Origin of the sequence: Streptococcus sp. HMSC056C01, assembly GCF_001811305.1 — a bacterium.
Lineage (GTDB): Bacteria > Bacillota > Bacilli > Lactobacillales > Streptococcaceae > Streptococcus.
This window is the reverse complement of record NZ_KV804182.1, coordinates 159,392-180,184: the sequence shown is the minus strand read 5'-3', so window position 1 is coordinate 180,184 and position 20,793 is coordinate 159,392. Positions and strand designations below refer to the sequence as shown.

At 40.6% G+C, this 20,793-nt stretch carries 22 protein-coding genes; 21 read left to right on the top strand and 1 reads right to left on the bottom strand.

The genetic code is table 11. From position 1 onward, the window contains the following. The first annotated feature begins 70 nt into the window (after positions 1–70). The 11 genes from HMPREF2795_RS01920 to whiA all read left to right on the top strand — a co-directional run bounded on the left by HMPREF2795_RS01920 (position 71) and on the right by whiA (position 10,147). Positions 71–1,807, top strand: coding sequence for an ABC transporter ATP-binding protein (locus tag HMPREF2795_RS01920; protein WP_075228089.1), 1,737 nt, complete (start codon positions 71–73; stop codon positions 1,805–1,807). 10 nt (positions 1,808–1,817) lie between these two features. Then, a complete protein-coding gene (locus tag HMPREF2795_RS01915; protein ID WP_075228088.1) occupies positions 1,818–3,599 on the top strand; it encodes an ABC transporter ATP-binding protein in 1,782 nt (593 codons plus the stop codon). 149 nt (positions 3,600–3,748) lie between these two features. After that, entirely contained in the window at positions 3,749–4,267 is a 519-nt protein-coding gene (locus HMPREF2795_RS01910) for a Dps family protein (RefSeq protein WP_075228087.1), read from the top strand. Positions 4,268–4,396: 129 nt separating this feature from the next. Beyond that, positions 4,397–4,903 (top strand): dihydrofolate reductase, encoded by a 507-nt coding sequence (locus tag HMPREF2795_RS01905; protein ID WP_075227530.1) that lies wholly within the window; start codon positions 4,397–4,399, stop codon positions 4,901–4,903. Further along, complete coding sequence (locus HMPREF2795_RS10550) at positions 4,903–5,073, top strand: hypothetical protein (protein ID WP_000442253.1); 171 nt, start codon at positions 4,903–4,905, stop codon at positions 5,071–5,073. The genes HMPREF2795_RS01905 and HMPREF2795_RS10550 overlap by 1 nt, the downstream gene beginning before the upstream one ends. A 31-nt stretch (positions 5,074–5,104) precedes the next feature. Then, positions 5,105–6,337: an ATP-dependent Clp protease ATP-binding subunit ClpX gene (clpX, locus tag HMPREF2795_RS01900; RefSeq protein ID WP_006145154.1), complete on the top strand. Its 1,233-nt coding sequence runs from the start codon at positions 5,105–5,107 to the stop codon at positions 6,335–6,337. An 8-nt stretch (positions 6,338–6,345) separates the two neighbouring features. After that, entirely contained in the window at positions 6,346–6,933 is a 588-nt protein-coding gene (gene yihA, locus HMPREF2795_RS01895) for a ribosome biogenesis GTP-binding protein YihA/YsxC (RefSeq protein ID WP_006148034.1), read from the top strand. Between the two features lie 9 nt (positions 6,934–6,942). Further along, entirely contained in the window at positions 6,943–7,323 is a 381-nt protein-coding gene (locus HMPREF2795_RS01890; RefSeq protein WP_001140424.1) for a RidA family protein, read from the top strand. 51 nt (positions 7,324–7,374) lie between these two features. Further along, the gene (gene rapZ, locus HMPREF2795_RS01885) at positions 7,375–8,265 is read left to right on the top strand and encodes an RNase adapter RapZ (protein ID WP_075228086.1); all 891 of its coding nucleotides are present in this window, start codon (positions 7,375–7,377) and stop codon (positions 8,263–8,265) included. Next, positions 8,262–9,239 carry a YvcK family protein gene (locus tag HMPREF2795_RS01880; protein WP_001231099.1) on the top strand — a complete coding sequence of 326 codons (978 nt, stop codon included), beginning with the start codon at positions 8,262–8,264 and terminating at the stop codon, positions 9,237–9,239. The genes rapZ and HMPREF2795_RS01880 overlap by 4 nt, the downstream gene beginning before the upstream one ends. Continuing rightward, the gene (whiA, locus tag HMPREF2795_RS01875; RefSeq protein ID WP_075228085.1) at positions 9,236–10,147 is read left to right on the top strand and encodes a DNA-binding protein WhiA; all 912 of its coding nucleotides are present in this window, start codon (positions 9,236–9,238) and stop codon (positions 10,145–10,147) included. Before HMPREF2795_RS01880 ends, whiA begins: the two co-directional genes overlap by 4 nt. Before the next feature lie 32 nt (positions 10,148–10,179). Here the strand turns inward: whiA and HMPREF2795_RS01870 are convergent, their stop codons facing one another. Further along, positions 10,180–11,148: an NAD(P)/FAD-dependent oxidoreductase gene (locus HMPREF2795_RS01870; RefSeq protein ID WP_075228084.1), complete on the bottom strand. Its 969-nt coding sequence runs from the start codon at positions 11,146–11,148 to the stop codon at positions 10,180–10,182. 134 nt (positions 11,149–11,282) lie between these two features. Between HMPREF2795_RS01870 and cdaA the strand changes: the two genes are divergently transcribed. From cdaA to HMPREF2795_RS01820, 10 genes are all read left to right on the top strand, one after another. Further along, positions 11,283–12,140, top strand: a complete 858-nt coding sequence (gene cdaA / locus HMPREF2795_RS01865; RefSeq protein ID WP_001011056.1) for a diadenylate cyclase CdaA — start codon at positions 11,283–11,285, stop codon at positions 12,138–12,140. Next, positions 12,127–12,918, top strand: coding sequence for a CdaR family protein (locus HMPREF2795_RS01860; RefSeq protein WP_000742292.1), 792 nt, complete (start codon positions 12,127–12,129; stop codon positions 12,916–12,918). The genes cdaA and HMPREF2795_RS01860 overlap by 14 nt, the downstream gene beginning before the upstream one ends. 25 nt (positions 12,919–12,943) lie before the next feature. Then, complete coding sequence (gene glmM, locus HMPREF2795_RS01855; RefSeq protein ID WP_000521467.1) at positions 12,944–14,293, top strand: phosphoglucosamine mutase; 1,350 nt, start codon at positions 12,944–12,946, stop codon at positions 14,291–14,293. A 71-nt stretch (positions 14,294–14,364) separates the two neighbouring features. Further along, a complete protein-coding gene (locus HMPREF2795_RS01850; RefSeq protein WP_001050083.1) occupies positions 14,365–14,739 on the top strand; it encodes a DUF1149 family protein in 375 nt (124 codons plus the stop codon). A 3-nt stretch (positions 14,740–14,742) separates the two neighbouring features. Beyond that, positions 14,743–15,591 (top strand): DegV family protein, encoded by an 849-nt coding sequence (locus HMPREF2795_RS01845; protein ID WP_075228083.1) that lies wholly within the window; start codon positions 14,743–14,745, stop codon positions 15,589–15,591. A 57-nt stretch (positions 15,592–15,648) separates the two neighbouring features. Continuing rightward, positions 15,649–16,416: a 4-hydroxy-tetrahydrodipicolinate reductase gene (gene dapB, locus HMPREF2795_RS01840; RefSeq protein WP_075228082.1), complete on the top strand. Its 768-nt coding sequence runs from the start codon at positions 15,649–15,651 to the stop codon at positions 16,414–16,416. Continuing rightward, positions 16,413–17,612: a CCA tRNA nucleotidyltransferase gene (locus HMPREF2795_RS01835; RefSeq protein ID WP_075228081.1), complete on the top strand. Its 1,200-nt coding sequence runs from the start codon at positions 16,413–16,415 to the stop codon at positions 17,610–17,612. Before dapB ends, HMPREF2795_RS01835 begins: the two co-directional genes overlap by 4 nt. Continuing rightward, a complete protein-coding gene (locus HMPREF2795_RS01830) occupies positions 17,609–19,477 on the top strand; it encodes an ABC-F family ATP-binding cassette domain-containing protein (RefSeq protein WP_075228080.1) in 1,869 nt (622 codons plus the stop codon). Before HMPREF2795_RS01835 ends, HMPREF2795_RS01830 begins: the two co-directional genes overlap by 4 nt. Further along, positions 19,477–19,890, top strand: a complete 414-nt coding sequence (locus tag HMPREF2795_RS01825; protein ID WP_261675601.1) for a hypothetical protein — start codon at positions 19,477–19,479, stop codon at positions 19,888–19,890. Before HMPREF2795_RS01830 ends, HMPREF2795_RS01825 begins: the two co-directional genes overlap by 1 nt. 314 nt (positions 19,891–20,204) lie before the next feature. Then, positions 20,205–20,717, top strand: a complete 513-nt coding sequence (locus HMPREF2795_RS01820; protein ID WP_001049312.1) for an adenine phosphoribosyltransferase — start codon at positions 20,205–20,207, stop codon at positions 20,715–20,717. The last annotated feature ends 76 nt before the right edge of the window (positions 20,718–20,793 follow it).

The window sequence follows — 20,793 nt, the reverse complement described above, 5'->3', positions numbered from 1 at the left end:
TTCTTTTTAGTAAAATGGCGTGCGAAAGCACGCTCTTTTCTGCATTTTAGAAGAAAAAGAAAGGAGAATTATGCTTTATATTTGGTCTTATCTCAAACGCTATCCCAAGTGGTTAGTGTTAGACTTTCTCGGGGCAATTTTCTTTGTCATTGTCAATCTAGGTTTACCAACAGTTTTAGCCCGCATGATTGACCAGGGAATCAACCAAGGTGATCAGGATAAACTCTATTTTTGGGCCGTAATCATGTTGGTTATTATCGTCTTGGGAACATTTGGACGGGTTGTTCTGGCTTATGCTGCTAGTAAACTGACCACGAATATGGTTAAGGACATGCGGGATGATGTCTATGCTAAGCTGCAAGAGTACTCTCATCATGAGTACGAGCAAATTGGTGTGTCTTCACTAGTCACTCGTATTACTAGTGATGCCTTTGTCCTCATGCAGTTTGCGGAACAAACGCTTAAGTTGGGTGTTATCACTCCTATGATGATGTTATCAAGTATTCTCATGATTTTCTTGACGAGTCCTTCACTGGCCTGGATTGTCGCTTTTTCCGTTCCTTTTCTAGCTGTAGTAGTCATTTATGTGGCGGTCAAAACCCGTCCTTTATCTGAAAAACAACAGAAAACACTGGATAAGATTAACCAGTATGTCCGTGAAAATTTGATGGGACTACGAGTGATTCGTGCCTTTGCTCGTGAAGACTTCCAAGAAAACCGTTTTGAAGAGAAAAATGCAATCTATGCAGACAATTCCAATCGCTTGTTCAAATTGACTGGTTTGACGGAACCACTTTTTGTGCAAATCATTATTGCCATGATTGTAGCTATCGTTTGGTTTGCTCTAGACCCTCTCAAACAAGGAAGTTTGCAGATTGGGGATTTGGTAGCCTTCATCGAGTATAGTTTCCACGCCCTCTTGTCCTTCCTCTTCTTGTCAAACCTTTTTACCATGTATCCTAGAACGGCCGTATCCAGTGAACGTTTGAAGGAAATCATGGACATGCCCATTTCCATTGATCCAAATGAGGACGGAATTCAAGAAACAGAAACACATGGTTACTTAGAATTTGATAATGTGACCTTTGCCTATCCTGGGGAAACAGAAAGCCCTGTCTTACATAACATTTCCTTTACTGCTAAACCGGGAGAAACCATTGCTTTTATCGGTTCGACTGGGTCAGGTAAGTCTACTCTGGTTCAATTGATTCCTCGATTCTACGATGTTACGCTAGGGAAAATTAAGGTTGATGGTGTTGATGTACGGGATTACCGTCTCAAATCACTCCGTCAGAAGATTGGATTTATTCCACAAAAGGCCTTGCTTTTTACTGGGACTATCGCAGACAATCTCCGTTACGGGAAAGAGGATGCCAGTCATGAGGACTTGCACCAAGCAGCTGATGTAGCCCAAGCCAAAGACTTTATCGAAAGTCGAGAAGAAGGTTTCGCAACGCATCTGGCCGAAGGGGGAAGCAATCTATCAGGTGGTCAGAAACAACGTTTGTCGATTGCACGAGCAGTTATCAAGGGTCCAGATATCTATATCTTTGACGATTCTTTCTCAGCCTTGGACTACCGTACAGATGCTATCTTACGCCGTCGTCTCAAGGAAGTGACTCAAGATGCAACGGTTTTGATTGTCGCTCAACGTGTTGGAACTATCATGGATGCTGACCAGATCATTGTCCTTGATAAGGGTGAAATCGTTGGTCGTGGCCGTCATGAAGAATTGATGGAGACCAATGACATCTATCGAGAAATTGCTGAGTCGCAGCTGAAAAATGCGTCTCTGACAGAAGAATAGGAGGTAAAGGATGAAACAACAATCTAGTCTAGCTCGTCTATGGAGCTATTTAAAAGCCTACCGTTTTTCTGTTTTCTTTGCAGTCTTTTTGAAGATAGTCAGCGTTATTATGAGTGTTATCGAGCCTTTCGTATTAGGGCTTGCCATCACAGAATTAACCAGTAATCTTCTTGATATGGCAAATGGTGTTGCAGGAGCGGGTATCAATACCAGCTATATCGCAGTAATTCTAGTAATCTATCTCTTGCGTGGGCTTCTTTACGAGTTGGGGTCTTACTACTCAAATTACTTTATGACCAATGCGGTGCAGTCCATGATACAGGATTTGCGAAATGAAATGAGCGAAAAAATCAACCGCATCCCTGTGTCCTACTTTGACAAGCACCAGTTTGGAGATTTGTTAGGTCGTTTTACCAGTGATGTTGAAACTGTTTCAAACGCTCTACAACAATCTTTCTTACAGATTATCAATGCAGTCTTTACCATTCTTTTTGTTATGGGAATGGTCCTCTATTTAAATATTCAGTTAGCTATCATTGTTATCTTGTCGATTCCGATAACTTATTTTGGGGCTAAAACAATTCTGAATCGTTCGCAGCCATACTTTAAACAGCAGGCAGCCATTCTAGGACGTATGAATGGATTTGTACAGGAAAACTTGACAGGTTTCAATGTCCTCAAACTTTTTGGTCGTGAAGAGAACTCTCAAGAGAGGTTTGAGAAGATTACGGATGAATTGCAACAGGTCGGATTTAAGGCTAGCTTTATTTCAGGATTGATGATGCCAGCCCTTCATATCGTGTCTGATTTAACATACTTAATTGTAGCTGTCTTAGGTGGATTGCAGGTTATTGCAGGGCGCTTGACGATTGGTAATATGCAAGCTTTCGTTCAGTATGTGTGGCAAGTTAGCCAGCCGATCCAAAATATCACTCAATTAACTGGACAAATGCAAAGTGCTAAGTCTTCGCTTGATCGTGTCTTCGAAGTTCTAGATGAAAAGGAAGAAGTCCAAACTGCTGAAGTGAAAGAACTTGCACCATTGACAGGTCAAGTTAGTTTCAAAAATGTCGATTTCCAATATGTAGAAAACAAACCATTGATTCGCAATTTTAACTTAGATGTTGAACCTGGAGAGATGGTAGCTATCGTTGGACCTACTGGAGCGGGGAAAACAACCTTGATTAACCTTCTCATGCGTTTTTACGATGTGACAGCTGGTGCCATTTTAGTGGATGGGCAAGATATTCGTGACCTGTCTCGTCAGGACTATCGTCGCCAGTTTGGTATGGTCTTACAGGATGCCTGGCTCTATGAAGGCAGTATCAAGGAAAATCTTCGCTTTGGAAATCTTGAGGCAACAGATGAAGAAATCGTTGAAGCTGCTAAGGCGGCCAATGTTGACCACTTTATCCGCACCCTTCCTGGTGGCTACAACATGGAAATGAACCAAGAGTCAAGTAATATTTCTCTTGGGCAAAAACAGTTGCTAACTATCGCGCGTGCACTCTTAGCGGATCCAAAAATTCTAATCCTTGATGAAGCAACCTCATCAGTCGATACACGCTTAGAGCTTTTGATTCAAAAAGCTATGAAGCGTTTGATGAAGGGAAGAACAAGCTTTGTCATTGCCCATCGACTTTCGACTATTCAGGAAGCTGACAAAATTTTGGTGCTGAAAGGTGGACAGATAATCGAACAGGGAAATCATGAGAGTCTTTTAGCTGCAAAAGGTTTCTATTATGACCTTTATCAAAGTCAATTTTCTGGTAAAGACGCAGAAAATCACTAAAAATTTAACTTTTTCCTATTCTTAAATTATCAGTCTATTACAACTTTTTTAATATGGGTTAATTTTCTTGCTTTTGTCTACTAGGTGTAGTATACTGAGATAGTAATCAATAAATATGGTTGCAAAAATAATATTATGAGGTGAGAAAAATGGTAGAATTGAAAAAAGATGCATTAAAAGACGTAGCAACATTATCTAAACCAGCGGCAGAAGCGCTAGTAAATACAAAGGAAGTTTTGAATCAAGCTGTGGCTGACTTGTATGTAGCCCATATTGCTCTACATCAAGTACACTGGTACATGCGTGGACGTGGTTTTATGGTATGGCATCCTAAGATGGATGAATACATGGATAGCCTTGATGGTTACCTTGATGAAATCAGCGAACGCTTGATCACTCTTGGTGGCAAACCTTACTCTACTTTGACAGAATTCCTTCAACACAGTGAAATCGAAGAAGAAGTTGGAGAGTTCCGTAACGTAGAAGAAAGCTTGGAACGTGTCCTTGAAATTTATCGTTACTTCATCACTCTTTTCCAAAAAGCTTTGGATGTAACAGATGAAGAAGGTGATGATGTTACTAATGATATCTTCGTTGGTGCTAAGGCTGACCTTGAAAAAACAGTCTGGATGCTTGCGGCAGAATTAGGACAAGCACCTGGTTTGTAAAAAGCATTAGGTAAATAAAAAATCCGTAGATCATTTGCTACGGATTTTTTCTCTCTCTGAAGGCATTCCAAAACAGTCTTTTTTAGAGATTTTTGATAAAATAGAACTATCAATAAAAAGGATGAAAGCATGACAAAGAAAATCGTAGCCATTTGGGCTCAAGATGAAAAGGGTGTGATCGGAAAAGAGGATCGCTTGCCATGGCATTTGCCAGCAGAGTTAAAACATTTCAAAGAAACAACCTTGAATCATGCCATTTTAATGGGACGTGTAACCTTTGATGGAATGGGACGACGTTTGTTACCAGGCCGTGAAACCCTAATTTTAACACGAAATACACAGGAGTCTATTGAGGGTGTTCTGGTTTTCCAAAATGTTGAGGATGTTTTAGACTGGTACCATAACCAGGATAAAAATCTCTATATCATTGGGGGTAAGCAGATTTTTCAGCTTTTTGAACCTTATCTCGATGAAATTATTGTGACACAAATCCATGCTCAAGTTGAAGGGGATACTTTTTTTCCGGAAGATTTTGACTTGACTGTTTTTGAGACTGTTGCAAGCAAATCTTATACTAGAGATGAGAAAAATGCCTATGATTTTACCATCGAATATAGAAAGAGAAAGGAAGTCTAATGGAGCGTAGTATTTTTGGATTTTTTACAGCTCTTTTGTGTGCTGTCTGTTTTGTAGCTGGAACACACGCTTTTCGTAAAAAGCGCTTTGGACTTGCTACTCTACTTTGGCTTAATGCCTTTACAAACTTGGTGAATAGCATTCATGCTTTTTATATGACCTTATTTTAGAGAGAATGAATAATTAGAACGGAAGGGAATCATGCCTACAAATAGGAAAAATGATATGATGGTTTATTGCTCATTTTGTGGCAAAAGCCAAGAAGAAGTTAAAAAAATAATCGCTGGGAACAACGCCTTTATCTGTAATGAGTGTGTGGAGTTAGCCCAGGAAATCATTCGTGAGGAGTTGGCAGAGGAAGTCCTAGCAGACTTGTCTGAAGTACCAAAACCAATCGAACTCCTAAACATCTTGAACCACTATGTGATTGGTCAAGATCGTGCTAAACGTGCCTTGGCAGTAGCTGTATATAACCACTACAAACGCATCAATTTCCATGACACTCGTGAAGAGTCAGAAGATGTGGATTTGCAAAAATCAAATATTTTGATGATTGGTCCAACAGGTTCAGGTAAGACTTTTCTTGCTCAAACACTTGCTAGAAGTTTGAATGTACCTTTTGCCATTGCAGATGCAACAGCTCTTACTGAGGCTGGTTATGTAGGTGAGGACGTGGAAAATATCCTCCTCAAACTTTTGCAAGCTGCTGACTTTAACATCGAACGTGCAGAACGTGGAATTATCTACGTAGACGAAATCGACAAGATTGCCAAGAAGAGCGAGAATGTTTCTATCACACGTGATGTATCTGGTGAAGGGGTGCAACAAGCCCTTCTCAAGATTATCGAAGGAACTGTAGCCAGCGTACCACCTCAAGGTGGACGCAAACATCCACAACAAGAAATGATTCAAGTGGACACTAAAAATATCCTCTTTATCGTGGGTGGTGCCTTCGATGGCATCGAAGAGATTGTCAAACAGCGTCTAGGTGAAAAAGTGATTGGTTTCGGACAAAACAACAAGGCCATTGATGAAAATAGTTCTTACATGCAAGAAATCATCGCAGAAGATATTCAAAAATTCGGTATTATTCCTGAGTTGATTGGACGCTTGCCTGTCTTTGCAGCCTTGGAGCAGTTGACTGTAGATGATTTGGTTCGCATCTTGAAGGAACCAAGAAATGCTTTGGTTAAACAATACCAGACCTTGCTTTCTTATGATGATGTGGAGCTTGAATTTGACGACGAAGCTCTCCAAGAAATTGCTAACAAAGCCATCGAACGTAAGACTGGTGCGCGTGGTCTTCGCTCAATCATCGAAGAAACTATGCTAGACGTAATGTTTGAAGTTCCAAGTCAAGAAAATGTGAAAACAGTTCGTATCACAAAAGAAGCAGTTGACGGAACGGCTAAGCCAATTCTAGAGACAGCCTAGAGGTGACTATGGAAATCAATACACACAATGCTGAGATTTTGCTGAGTGCAGCCAACAAGTCCCACTATCCGCAAGATGAACTTCCTGAGATTGCTCTTGCAGGGCGCTCAAATGTTGGTAAATCAAGTTTTATCAATACCATGCTCAATCGTAAAAATCTAGCTCGTACCTCTGGAAAACCAGGAAAAACACAACTACTCAATTTCTTTAATATTGATGACAAGATGCGTTTTGTGGATGTGCCTGGCTATGGTTATGCCCGTGTTTCCAAAAAGGAACGCGAAAAATGGGGACGTATGATTGAGGAGTACTTGACCACTCGAGAAAATCTTCGAGCGGTTGTTAGTCTCGTTGACCTTCGCCATGATCCGACGGCAGATGATGTGCAGATGTACGAATTTCTTAAATATTACGAAATTCCTGTCATCATTGTGGCGACTAAGGCAGACAAGATTCCGCGTGGTAAATGGAACAAGCACGAATCAGCTATTAAAAAGAAATTAAACTTTGATCCAAGTGATGATTTTATCCTCTTTTCGTCCGTAACAAAAGCAGGAATGGATCAAGCTTGGGATGCTATTTTAGAAAAATTGTGAGGAATACATATGGCAAAAACAATTCATACAGATAAAGCTCCAAAAGCAATCGGACCTTACGTTCAAGGAAAAATCGTTGGCAACCTTTTGTTCGCTAGCGGTCAAGTTCCACTATCTCCTGAAACTGGAGAAATCGTAGGTGAAACGATTCAAGAACAGACAGAACAAGTCTTGAAAAATATTGGAGCTATTTTAGCAGAGGCAGGAACAGACTTTGACCATGTTGTTAAAACAACTTGCTTCTTGAGTGATATGAACGACTTTGTACCTTTTAACGAGGTTTACCAAACAGCCTTTAACAAGGAATTTCCAGCTCGTTCAGCTGTGGAAGTAGCTCGTCTTCCTCGCGATGTAAAAGTCGAAATTGAAGTCATCGCAGAGATTGGATAAGCGAGTTGAAGTTTGGTTCTTCCAAACTTCTTTTGATATAAGGAGACAATGATGACAAAGAAACAACTTCACCTGGTGATTGTGACAGGGATGAGTGGTGCAGGAAAAACGGTAGCCATTCAATCCTTTGAGGATTTAGGATATTTTACCATTGATAATATGCCGCCTGCCCTCTTACCAAAATTTTTGCAGTTGGTTGAGACCAAGGATGACGACCACAAGTTAGCCCTAGTTATTGATATGCGTAGCCGTTCTTTCTTCTCAGAGATTCAGGCTGTCTTGGATGAATTGGAAAATCAAGATGATTTGGACTTTAAAATCCTCTTTTTGGATGCAGCAGATAAGGAATTGGTGGCACGCTATAAGGAAACTAGAAGAAGTCACCCTCTGGCAGCAGATGGTCGTATCTTGGACGGGATCAAGTTGGAACGCGAACTTTTGGCACCCTTGAAAAATATGAGTCAAAACGTAGTAGACACAACAGAGTTAACTCCCCGTGAACTTCGTAAGACGATTGCAGAGCAATTTTCAGATCAAGAACAGGCTCAGTCCTTCCGTATTGAGGTTATGTCTTTCGGGTTTAAATACGGCATTCCAATTGATGCGGATTTGGTCTTTGATGTCCGTTTCCTCCCAAATCCCTACTATCTACCAGAACTTCGCAATCAGACAGGTGAAGACCAGGCCGTTTATGACTATGTTATGAATCATGAGGAATCTGAAGATTTTTACCGCCATTTGTTGGCCTTGATCGAACCAATCCTACCTGGCTATAAAAAAGAGGGCAAATCAGTTTTAACCATTGCTGTAGGTTGTACAGGTGGACAACACCGAAGTGTTGCATTTGCCAAACGCTTAGCCAATGATTTGTCTAAGAATTGGTCTGTAAATGAAAGTCATCGTGATAAAGACCGAAGAAAGGAAACGGTAAACCGTTCATGAGAAAACCAAAAATTACGGTGATTGGTGGTGGAACCGGTATCCCTGTTATTTTAAAAAGTTTACGGGAAAGAGATGTTGACATTGCAGCCATTGTAACTGTTGCTGATGACGGAGGTTCTTCAGGTGAACTGCGTAAAAATATGCAGCAGTTGACACCACCTGGAGATTTACGCAATGTGCTTGTTGCCATGTCAGATATGCCAAAGTTCTATGAGAAGGTTTTTCAATACCGCTTTTCGGAGGATGCAGGTGCCTTTGCTGGACATCCGCTGGGGAATATTCTCATAGCAGGGCTTTCTGAAATGCAGGGTTCAACCTATAATGCTATGCAACTACTGAGTAAATTTTTCCATACGACAGGTAAGATTTATCCATCTAGTGATCATCCCTTGACCCTGCATGCAGTCTTTAAAGATGGTTCAGAAGTAGCTGGGGAAAGTCACATTGCAGACCATCCAGGCATGATTGACCATGTTTATGTTACCAATACCCTGAATGATGAAAAACCGCAGGCTAGCCGTCGAGTTGTCAATACAATTCTTGAGAGTGATATGATTGTCTTAGGGCCTGGCTCACTCTTTACCTCCATTTTGCCGAATATTGTCATTGAAGAGATTGGACAAGCCCTTCTTGAAACCAAAGCAGAGGTGGCTTATGTTTGCAATATCATGACCCAACGTGGTGAGACTGAGCATTTTACAGATAGTGATCATGTGGAAGTCTTGCATCGTCATCTTGGTCGTCCCTTTATTGATACAGTACTTGTTAATATTGAAAAGGTTCCAAGAGACTATATGGACACCAACCGTTTTGATGAGTATCTAGTTCAGGTTGAGCATGATTTCGATGGTTTGTATCAACAAGTTCCCCGTGTCATTTCATCCAACTTCCTACGTTTGGAAAATGGTGGTGCCTTCCATGATGGGGATTTAATCGTTGATGAATTAATGCGCATCATACAGGTGAGAAAATGAGTTTCACAGTAGCAGTAAAAGAAGAAATCCTAGGTCAACACCACCTGAGTCGCTATGAGTTATCAGCCATTATCAAGATGTCTGGAAGCGTAGGTTTGTCTAGTTCTGGCTTGACCTTATCCGTTGTTACAGAGAGTGCCAAGCTTGCCCGCCATCTCTATGAATCGTTCTTGCACTTTTATGGTATCAAGTCGGAGATTCGTCATCATCAGAGAAGCAATCTTCGTAAAAATCGGGTCTATACTGTGTTTACAGATGAACAAGTCCAAGAACTTTTAGCGGATTTGCGTTTGGCTGATTCTTTCTTTGGTCTGGAGACGGGAATTGATCCGGATATTTTAGAAGATGAAGAAGCAGGTCGTGCCTATCTTTGTGGTGCATTTTTAGCAAATGGGAGCATTCGAGATCCCGAGTCAGGCAAGTATCAGCTGGAAATTAGTTCAGTTTATCTGGACCATGCCCAAGGGATTGCTTCGCTCTTGCAGCAGTTCTTGTTAGATGCCAAGGTGATTGAACGAAAAAAAGGTGCAGTGACCTATCTCCAGCGAGCAGAAGATATTATGGATTTCCTGATTTTAGTAGGAGCTATGCAGGCGCGAGATACTTTTGAAGGTGTCAAGATTCTCCGAGAAACTCGAAATGATCTCAATCGTGCCAATAATGCAGAGACAGCAAATATTGCTCGTACGGTTTCAGCGAGTATGAAAACCATTAATAATATCAGTAAAATCAAAGATAGAATTGGATTGGATAATCTGCCAGCAGATTTGCAGGAAGTTGCCCGTCTGCGTATTCAGCATCCAGACTATTCTATTCAAAAGTTGGCAGATAGTCTGACAAATCCCCTAACCAAAAGTGGTGTCAATCATCGCCTGAGAAAGATCAACAAAATTGCGGATGAATTGTAAAACCACGAATCGTATGATTCGTGGTTCTTTTCTTATAGACTTGTAGAGTGTTTTGGTTGTACTTTTTGTTCGGGGTCGATATAGTTGATGGCATTATTAACAGCAGTTGGTGCTTCACCTAGACCAGTCGCAATCAAGTCAATCTTGCCTTCGTAGTAGCAGCAGTCACCGATAGCATAAATTCCAGCTTGGCTTGACTCTTGCTTGCTATTGACGATAATCTTGTGGCGGTTCAGTTCTAATCCCCATTTTTTAAGATTACCTACAGAAGATTTGAAGCCATAGTTGACGAAGAGGTGGTCGAGTTCAATGGTTTCAGTCTCATCGGATTTGACTTTTGTGATTTCAAGTTTTTCTAAAGTTTTTCCATCTCCATGAAGTTGACTCGGCACAAATGGTGTTTTGATAGTCACAGAAGACTCTTGCAAGGCTTGGACGCTATGCTCAAGTGCACGGAAGTTATCGCGACGGTGAACAAGTGTAGTTGGAGCAATCTTTTCAAAAGCTAAAGCCCAGTCAACGGCAGAGTCACCACCGCCCAGAATGGTTACCTTCTGACCAGCGTATTGTTGAATGTTAGAAACGTGGTAGTGGATATTGTCATAGCCTTCAACACCTTCTAATTCAAGTGGACGTGGTTTAAAAGCACCGCCTCCCATAGCAATAATAACGGTTTTAGAAGTATGATTTCCCTTATTAGTTGTAATCTTAAAAACATCATCCTCTTTTTCAATCTCAAGAACAGTTTCATTGAGGTGAACAGGTGTCTCAAACCCTTCAAGTTGTTCCAAAAGGCGGTTAGTCAATTCTTCCCCTGTGAGGTTTGGAAAACCTGGAACATCGAGAATTTGTTTTTCAGGATATAGGATGGCAGGTTGACCACCTAGTTGAGGAAGAGAATCGATGATTTGTACTTTGGCTTGACGAAGGTGAGCATAAAAGGCTGCGAAAAGACCGACAGGTCCACCTCCTACAATGGTAATATCATATAGTTCAGACATGGTTTCTCCTTAATTCATTTCTATCATTTTATTCTATCATATTTTCTACCAATTTAAAATGAAGTAGGGGGAAGAAAATTTTCATATAAAATGATATAATGAAGAGTAGCTTTTTTATGGAGAGGAGGCCTAGAATGAATTTTCAACAATTATCTAATCTTCAATACTGGTCTAGTTTATTTTCCAGTCCTTGGAGTATTCTGATAAATGTGATTGATATTCTTATTGTTGCCTATATCTTATACCAATTTACAAAATCAATTGCAGGAACCAAGATTATGATCCTGGTTCGAGGTGTTTTAGTGTTTATCTTAGCTCAGATAGCAGCAAATACCCTAGGCTTAACAACTATTTCCTGGTTGATCAATCAATTGATTACTTACGGTGTTATCGCAGCGGTTGTTATTTTCTCTCCAGAAATTCGGACAGGTTTAGAGCGATTAGGACGTGCGACTGATTTCTTTTCAAGTACACCAATGAGTTCAGAAGAACAGATGATTCAGGCCTTTGTTAAAGCGGTAGAATATATGAGCCCGCGAAAAATTGGAGCACTTGTATCAGTTCAGCGTGTCAGAACTTTGCAGGAATATATTTCCACGGGGATTCCTTTAGATGCTAAGATTTCTGCAGAACTCTTAATCAATATCTTCATTCCAAACACACCTTTACATGATGGTGCAGTCATTATAAAAGGTGAACGAATAGCTGTAACATCTGCTTATCTTCCACTTACTGAAGACACTGGTATTTCTAAGGAGTTTGGAACGCGGCACCGTGCAGCCATTGGTTTATCTGAGGTTTCTGATGCTCTCACTTTTGTGGTATCAGAGGAAACTGGAGGTATTTCCATTACCTATAATGGTGTCTTTAAGCATGATTTAACGATGGAAGAATTTGAGGAAGAGCTACGTCGTATACTGATTCCGGAAAATTCACAAGAGCCAAGCTTAACAGAGCGTATATTAGGAGGCTGGAAGAATGAAAAAAAATAGTTTATATATCATCTCCTCACTCCTCTTTGCTTGCGTTTTATTTATTTACGCTACCTCTATTAATTATCAAAATAATAATAATGCAAGACCGGCTCGAACAGAAACCTATACCAATACGGTCGTAAATGTACCAATTGATATTCAGTATGATAGTGAGCAGTATTTTATTAGTGGTTTTAGTTCAGAAGTAACGGTATTTTTAACTGGATCCAATCGAGTGACCTTGGCTAGTGAGATGCAAGAAAGCACTCGTAAATTTAAGGTTACTGCAGATTTAACACAGGCGACAGAAGGAACCGTTGAAGTTCCCTTGACCATTGAGAATCTACCAAGTGGTTTAACAGCCCTAGCAACACCGCAGAAAATCACCGTTAAAATTGGGAAGAAAGCAACACGGGATAATTTACCAGTCACTCCACAGATTGACTCTGGTAAGGTTGATGAACGAATTCTTATCGATAGTGTGACTGTTTCAGATGAACGCGTTTCGGTTACTAGTGATGTTGATACCTTGTCTAAGATTGATAAGATTGTGGCTGTTTTACCAACTAGTGAAAAAATTACAGGAAATTATACGGGTTCAGTTCCTCTACAAGCTATTGATAAGAATGGAACAGTTTTACCAACGGTGATTACACCGTATGAAACAAGCATGAAGATAACAACGAAACAAGCTAGATCAGCAAGTAGTTCTAGCTCATCAACGACAAGCTCATCTTCGGGCAGTTCGTCTTCAACTGGTTCTGAAACCAAGCCAGACTCTTCAAAAAAAGATTAATAAAACAATAGAAAAGGATAAAAAAATGGGTAAATATTTTGGAACGGACGGAGTCCGTGGAGAAGCAAACGTAGAACTTACGCCAGAATTAGCTTTTAAATTGGGACGTTTTGGAGGTTATGTTCTTAGTCAACATACGACTGAAGCTCCGAAAGTGTTTGTAGGACGTGACACTCGTATCTCAGGTCAAATGCTGGAAGCAGCTTTGATTGCTGGCCTCCTTTCAGTCGGAATTCACGTTTACAAACTAGGCGTTCTTGCAACACCAGCAGTAGCTTATCTTGTTAAAACAGAAGGTGCGAGCGCAGGTGTCATGATTTCAGCTAGTCACAACCCAGCCCTTGATAACGGAATTAAATTCTTTGGTGGTGACGGCTTTAAACTTGACGATGACAAGGAAGCAGAAATCGAAGCCTTGCTAGATGCCAGTGAAGATACTCTTCCACGTCCAAGTGCTGAAGGTTTAGGTACTGTTGTTGATTATCCAGAAGGCTTGCGTAAGTATGAAGGCTACCTTGTTTCAACTGGAACTCCTCTTGAAGGGATGAAGGTTGCCTTGGACACAGCAAATGGTGCAGCAGCAACAAGTGCTCGTCAAATTTTTGCTGATCTAGGTGCTCAATTAACAGTTATCGGTGAAACACCAGATGGCCTTAACATCAACTTGAACGTTGGTTCAACTCATCCAGAAGCCTTGCAAGAACTTGTAAAAGAAAGCGGGTCAGCTATCGGTTTGGCCTTTGATGGTGATAGCGACCGTTTGATTGCTGTTGATGAAAATGGAGAAATCGTTGATGGTGACAAGATTATGTACATCATTGGGAAATACCTCTCTGAAAAAGGTCAATTGGCTCAAAACACGATCGTAACAACCGTTATGTCTAACCTTGGTTTCCATAAAGCCTTGGACCGTGAAGGAATCAATAAAGCAGTCACTGCTGTTGGAGACCGCTATGTAGTTGAAGAAATGAGAAAGTCTGGCTATAACCTTGGAGGTGAGCAGTCTGGTCACGTTATCTTGATGGACTACAATACAACTGGTGATGGTCAGTTATCAGCTGTGCAATTGACGAAGATCATGCAAGAAACAGGTAAGAGCTTGTCTCAGTTGGCAGCAGAAGTGACTATTTACCCACAAAAATTAGTCAATATTCGAGTTGAGAATAGCATGAAAGAAAAGGCAATGGAAGTTCCTGCTATCAAAGCCATTATCGAGAAGATGGAAGAAGAAATGGCAGGGAATGGCCGCATCCTCGTTCGTCCAAGTGGAACGGAGCCACTCTTGCGTGTCATGGCTGAAGCCCCAACCACTGAGGAAGTTGACTACTATGTAGATACTATTGCCCAAGTTGTTAAAACTGAGATTGGTATTTAGTAAATCTAGCAGAAAATAAAAAAATATGGTACAATGGCAACTATATTGTAATTGTACAAATGGAGATGAAAATGAATTTAAAACGTGAACAAGAATTTGTCAGCCAGTATCACTTTGATGCGCGTAACTTTGAATGGGAAAATGAAAATGGAGCACCTGAAACTAAGGTTGATGTAAACTTCCAGTTGCTTCAGCATGATCAAGATAATCAAGTTACTTCTTTGGTAGTTGTTTTGAGCTTTATGATTGTCTTTGATAGATTTGTCATTAGTGGAACGATTTCTCAAGTCAATCATGTTGAAGGTCGTATTGTCGACCAACCAAGTGATTTCAACCAAGAAGAAGTTGAGACACTAGCTCGTCCATGTTTGGATATGCTTAATCGTTTGACTTATGAAGTAACAGAAATTGCCCTTGATTTACCGGGAATTAATTTGGAGTTTTAAGAAATGAAGTTAGCGGTCATAACAGACTCATCTGCTTTTCTACAAGCGGAAACCTTGCGGAAAGAAGATTTATTTGTGCTAGACATTCCTGTGAATATCGATGGACAGGAGTATGTTGAAGGTGTAAATCTAACCGCTCAAGAATTTTATGAAAAAATGGCTTCAGCAAGCGAATTGCCAAAAACGAGCCAACCAAGTATTGCCAAGTTGGATGAAATTTTATCATCATTAAAAGCTAAAGGCTATACACATGCCTTAGGTCTTTTCCTATCTTCTGGAATATCAGGATTTTACCAAAATATCCAGTATATGAAGGATGAATATGAAGGGTTAACCATTGCCTTTCCTGATACCCGTATTACAAGCGCTCCCCTAGGCTATATGGTTGAGAGTGTCTTAAAATGGGCAGAGCAAGGAGATAGCTTTGAGTCTATCTTAGATAAAGTAACTGAACAGATTGAAAATACCTCAGCCTTTATCATGGTGGATGATCTTGACCATCTAGTTAAGGGGGGACGACTCTCTAATGGCGCGGCTATTTTGGGGAATCTCCTAAGTATCAAGCCAATCCTATATTTCAATGGCCAGGGTGTGATAGAAGTATATGAAAAGGTTCGTACAGAGAAAAAGGCTACAAAACGCTTGGTTGAAATTGTTAAAGAAGCAACAGCTAATGGGAATTACCAGATTACTGTCATTCACGGGAATGCTCCTCAAAAAGCAGCAGATTTGCGCCAGCTTTTAATCGATGGTGGAGTGGCTACAGATGTTTCAATTGCAACCTTCGGTAGTGTTATTGGGACTCACCTGGGAGAAGGAAGTATTGCTCTGGGCTATACACCAATAATCTAGACTATTTTTCATGGACAGCTAAGGTCCTTTGTATCTTAAACAGGAGTAGAGATTGAGATGAGTATTCGAGTAATTATCGCAGGTTTTAAAGGGAGAATGGGCCAATCTGCTTGTCAGATGGTTTTGTCTGATCCTGAACTTGAACTGGTAGCGGTTTTAGATCCTTTTGAGTCTGCATCTGACTGGCAGGGAATTCCAGTATTCAATGATAAGAATGACTTGGCAGGTTTTGAGGCAGATGTTTGGGTGGACTTTACAACACCATCAGTTGCCTATGAGAATACCCGTTTTGCGCTTGAAAATGGTTTTGCTCCTGTCGTTGGAACAACAGGTTTCACTAGTCAAGAGATTGAAGAACTAAAAGAATTTTCTCGTTCTAAAAACTTGGGTGGCTTGATTGCTCCTAACTTTGCCTTGGGTGCTGTCTTACTCATGCAATTTGCGACACAAGCTGCAAAATACTTCCCAAATGTAGAGATTATTGAGCTTCACCATGACAAGAAAAAAGATGCCCCTAGTGGAACAGCTATCAAAACAGCTGAGTTGATGGCAGAGGTTCGTGAGTCTATCCAACAAGGTGCGAGTGATGAGGAAGAACTCATTGCAGGTGCACGTGGTGCTAACTTTGATGGTATGCGAATTCACTCAGTCCGTTTGCCAGGTTTGGTAGCTCATCAGGAAGTTATATTTGGAAATCAAGGAGAAGGATTGACCCTACGTCATGACTCCTATGATCGTAGCTCCTTCATGACAGGGGTGAATTTGGGAATCAAAGAAGTTGTCAAGCGTCATGAGCTTGTCTATGGATTAGAACACTTATTATGAGATTAACACAAATGCCTTCTGAATTTCAGAAGGCTTTACCAGTATTAGAAAAAATTAAAGAAGCAGGCTTTGAAGCCTATTTTGTTGGAGGCTCTGTTAGGGATGCCCTACTCAATCGTCCCATCCATGATGTGGATATTGCGACTTCATCTTATCCAGAAGAGACCAAGCAGATTTTCCCTCGTACAGCTGACATTGGCATTGAGCACGGAACAGTTTTGGTTTTAGACGGAGATGAAGAATACGAAGTAACTACTTTTCGAACAGAAGATGTCTATGTAGACTACCGTAGACCAAGTTCAGTTTCTTTTGTTCGTTCGCTAGAAGAGGACCTCAAACGACGTGATTTCACAGTTAATGCCTTTGCCTTAGATGAGACAGGGGAAATCATTGATTTGTTTGATGGTTTGAGAGATCTAGAAAATCAAGTTTTACGAGCAGTTGGTGTAGCTAGTGAGCGTTTCAACGAAGATGCCCTACGCATTATGCGCGGATTTCGTTTTCAAGCCAGTCTTGGTTTTGAACTCGAGCAAGAAACATTTGAAGCGATGAAAACCTTAACGCCACTCTTAGAGAAAATCTCTGTGGAGCGTACTTTTGTTGAATTTGATAAACTTCTTCTGGCTCCTCATTGGCGAGTAGGTCTGTCTTCTATGATTGCAAGTAAAGCTTATGATTATCTTCCAGATATGGCTGGTAGTCAGGACAAACTCCAATCTTTGTTTGACTTAGAGGCTGATTTTACCTTTGAATCTTCTGAGCAAGCCTGGGCAGCACTTTTATGGGTTTTAGAAGTGGAAGATGCTCAACAATTTTTGAAACATTGGAAAACTTCGCGTCAATTTGCCAAGCAAGTTCAAGATTTGCTAACAATCTTAGAACTTCGTGAAGAAGGAGAACTAAGCAAGCGCGATTGTTACCGCTTTGATCTAGATTTGCTTTTACAGGCTGAAAATCTTCGTCAGGCTCAAGGAAAAGAAGTCAATCCACAGGCCATTACAGAGACTTACCACAGCCTAACCATCCATGATAAGAAAGAAATTCAAATCAATGGTGGGATTTTGATCAAGGAATACGGTTATCAACCAGGACCAGAAATGGGAGAAATTTTAGCAGAGATTGAGTATGCTATTGTGGATGGAGATTTGGAAAATAACCTGGAAGCTATCCATGCTTACTTGAGGGAGAAAAAATGAGTGATTTTATTGTTGAAAAACTAAGTAAATCCGTTGGGGACAAGACCGTCTTTAAGGATATTTCCTTTATCATTCATGACTTGGACAGAATCGGTCTTATCGGCGTCAATGGAACTGGAAAAACGACTCTTTTAGATGTTCTTTCAGGAGTTTCAGGTTTTGATGGTGACGTAAGCCCTTTTTCGGCAAAAAATGATTACAAGATTGGCTACTTGACTCAGGACCCAGATTTTGATGATAGTAAGACTGTCTTGGATACTGTTCTATCGAGTGATTTGAAAGAAATCCAGTTGATCCGTGAGTATGAATTGCTCATGCTCAACTACAGTGAGGACAAGCAGGCACGTTTGGAAAGGGTTATGGCGGAGATGGATTCTCTCCAAGCTTGGGAAATTGAGAGTCAGGTCAAGACCGTTCTCAGTAAGTTGGGTATTCAGGATTTATCAACTCCCGTTGGAGCCCTGTCAGGTGGTTTGCGAAGACGGGTTCAGTTGGCCCAAGTCCTTCTGGGTAACCATGATCTTTTGCTTCTTGATGAGCCTACCAACCACTTGGATATTGCCACCATTGAGTGGCTGACCCTCTTCTTGAAAAATTCCAAGAAAACAGTGTTATTTATCACCCACGACCGTTACTTCCTAGATGCTCTTTCAACGAGAATTTTCGAGTTGGACAGAGCTGGTTTGACAGAATATCAAGGAAATTACCAAGACTATGTTCGTCTCAAGGCGGAACAGGATGAGCGCGACGCAGCTCTTCTTCACAAAAAGGAACAGCTTTACAAGCAAGAATTGGCCTGGATGAGACGACAACCACAGGCTCGTGCAACCAAGCAACAGGCACGCATCAATCGATTCCATGACTTGAAAAAGGAGGTTTCTGATACTAGTGTTGAAACAGACTTGAGCATGAATTTTGAAACTAGCCGTATCGGTAAAAAGGTCATCGAGTTTAAGGATGTTTCCTTTGCCTATGATGACAAACAGATTCTGCAACATTTTAACCTTTTGGTTCAAGCAAAAGACCGTATCGGAATCGTTGGGGACAATGGTGTTGGTAAGTCAACTCTTCTCAATCTCATTGCGGGAAGTCTTGAGCCAACGGAAGGAGAGGTTATCATCGGTGAGACGGTTCGCATCGCCTATTTCTCTCAACAAATCGAAGGCTTGGATGAAAGTAAGCGGGTTATCAATTACCTGCAAGAAGTGGCAGAAGAGGTTAAGACTAGTGGTGGCTCTACGACCTCTATCGCAGAGTTATTAGAACAATTTCTTTTCCCGCGTTCAACGCACGGTACCTTGATTGAGAAACTGTCTGGTGGAGAGAAGAAACGCCTTTACCTCCTTAAACTACTCCTCGAAAAACCCAATGTGCTCCTCTTGGATGAGCCAACTAATGACCTAGACATTGCAACCTTAACTGTTCTAGAAAATTTCTTACAAGGTTTTGCAGGTCCAGTCTTGACCGTTAGTCACGACCGTTATTTCCTTGATAAGGTAGCAACTAAGATTCTTGCTTTTGAGAATGGTAGCATTCGTCCTTTCTTTGGGCATTATACCGACTACCTAGATGAAAAAGCCTTCGAAGCAGAAGCAACAAGTCAAGTTCAAAAGGCTGACAAGGAAAAAGTTGTCAAAGTCCGTGAAGAAAAGAAACGCATGACCTACCAAGAAAAGCAGGAGTGGGCAAGTATTGAAAGTGATATCGAAGCCTTGGAAAATCGTATCACTGTTATTGAAGAGGAAATGCAGGCCAATGGCTCTGACTTTGGGAAGCTAGCTACTCTTCAAAAAGAGTTAGATGAGAAGAATGAAGCCTTGCTTGAAAAATATGAACGCTATGAATATTTAAGTGAGTTGGCTTAATGGAAGAGAAAATCATCAAATGGAGCAGTAAGAAAATCATCTGGACTATTCTTCTCTGCTTAGTTGAGTTAGCTTTTCTTCTGTGGATCCTATCCTTTATGATGACCTATCCCAAGGAGACGCCTGTGGGATTGGTGGCATTAAGACTCTTTCTCTTATTCTTAATCATCATTGTTGGATGGATTTTGTATGAACGTTTGCGACTTCTTTTTTCAGATAAAGAGTATTTGAAATGTACGTCTCAAGTTTTTTTCTATAAGCCACATCCTAAAAAAGATTGGCAGTTTTATTCCTGGGGGCAGGTAGAAAATTTTGCTCTCACGATAATTAAGGGTAGTAGAAATGCAAGGGATTTTTATATTATTGAAGTTCATTTTTATGACAAAGACCTTGTAAAAACGAAATCTCTATAGAATCGTCTACGAAGTAGATTTACGACTGCTAAATATTCTAACGTTTTAAAAATCCCAATCTATTTGCTAGATGTCGGTTTACCAAGCAGAGTATTTGAAACCATGTCCTACTTTGAGCGAGAGTGGCGCATCCAACAAAATCGTCAACGCAATCAAAACTCTAAAAACAAAAAGAAGGCAAGATTTCATTAAACGAGCAATAGTTACAGATCTGATTAAAAGCCTTGGACTCAGTTTCCAGGTTTTCTTTCTATTTCTCTTTTCTAAGATTTATGGTATAATAGGGAGTAAAAACTTAAAAAGAAAGAAATGCTATGAACTTAAAAGATTACATTGCAAGTATTGAAAATTATCCACAAGAAGGAATTACATTCCGTGATATCAGCCCTTTGATGGCTAACGGCAATGCCTACAGCTACGCTGTTCGTGAAATCGTCCAATACGCTACTGACAAAAAGATTGATATGATCGTAGGACCAGAAGCTCGTGGATTTATCGTTGGATGTCCAGTCGCTTTTGAGTTGGGAATTGGTTTTGCGCCTGTTCGTAAACCTGGCAAGTTGCCACGTGAAGTCATTTCAGCTGACTACGAAAAAGAATATGGCGTTGATACTTTAACTATGCACGCAGATGCTATCAAACCAGGACAACGTGTTCTTATCGTAGATGACCTCTTGGCAACAGGTGGTACTGTTAAAGCAACCATCGAAATGATTGAAAAATTAGGTGGTGTCGTAGCTGGTTGTGCCTTCTTGATTGAGCTTGACGAGCTAAAAGGTCGTGAGGCAATCGGAGATTACGATTATAAAGTTTTGATGCATTATTAATGAAAAACAGTCCCTAGGGCTGTTTTCTCTTCATCGGATATAAAAAAAGGCTATATCTAGTTAGAGAAAAACTATA